Origin of the sequence: Microbacterium maritypicum MF109 (assembly GCF_000455825.1) — a bacterium.
Taxonomy (GTDB): Bacteria; Actinomycetota; Actinomycetes; order Actinomycetales; family Microbacteriaceae; genus Microbacterium; species Microbacterium maritypicum_A.
The window spans coordinates 1-407 of the sequence record NZ_ATAO01000216.1 but is presented as its reverse complement, the minus strand read 5'-3'; the positions used below and the strand labels follow the sequence as shown (position 1 = coordinate 407).

1 protein-coding gene is annotated in these 407 nt (G+C 69.8%); it reads left to right on the top strand.

Annotated features, from left to right (window positions below; translation table 11 throughout):
- Positions 1 to 407 (top strand): DUF7507 domain-containing protein (locus L687_RS37770; protein WP_021201048.1); only part of this gene is annotated, 407 nt, incomplete at both ends.

Sequence of the window (407 nt, the reverse complement as noted above, 5' to 3'; positions counted from 1 at the left end):
CCGGGTGCACAGATCACGTGCACCGCGTCGTACACGACGACCGCTGCGGACTACACCGCCGATTCCCTCGACAACACCGCCACCGCGACGGGAACCCCGCCCTCGGGCACTCCGCCCGTGTCGGCGCCGTCCACGGTCGAGATCCCCGTCGTCTCGGCGCCGGCGCTGACCGTGTCCAAGACCGCCGACCGCACGCGGATCACGGCAGCGGGCGAGACGATCAACTACTCGTTCCTGGTGACGAACACCGGAAACGTCACACTCACGGGTGTGACGGTGACGGAGACGGCATTCACCGGAACGGGGACACCCCCCGTGGTCACGTGCCCCGCGGGCGCGGCATCGCTCGCCGCGGGCGCGACCGTCACCTGCACGGCTTCGTATGTCGTGACCCAGGCCGACATCGA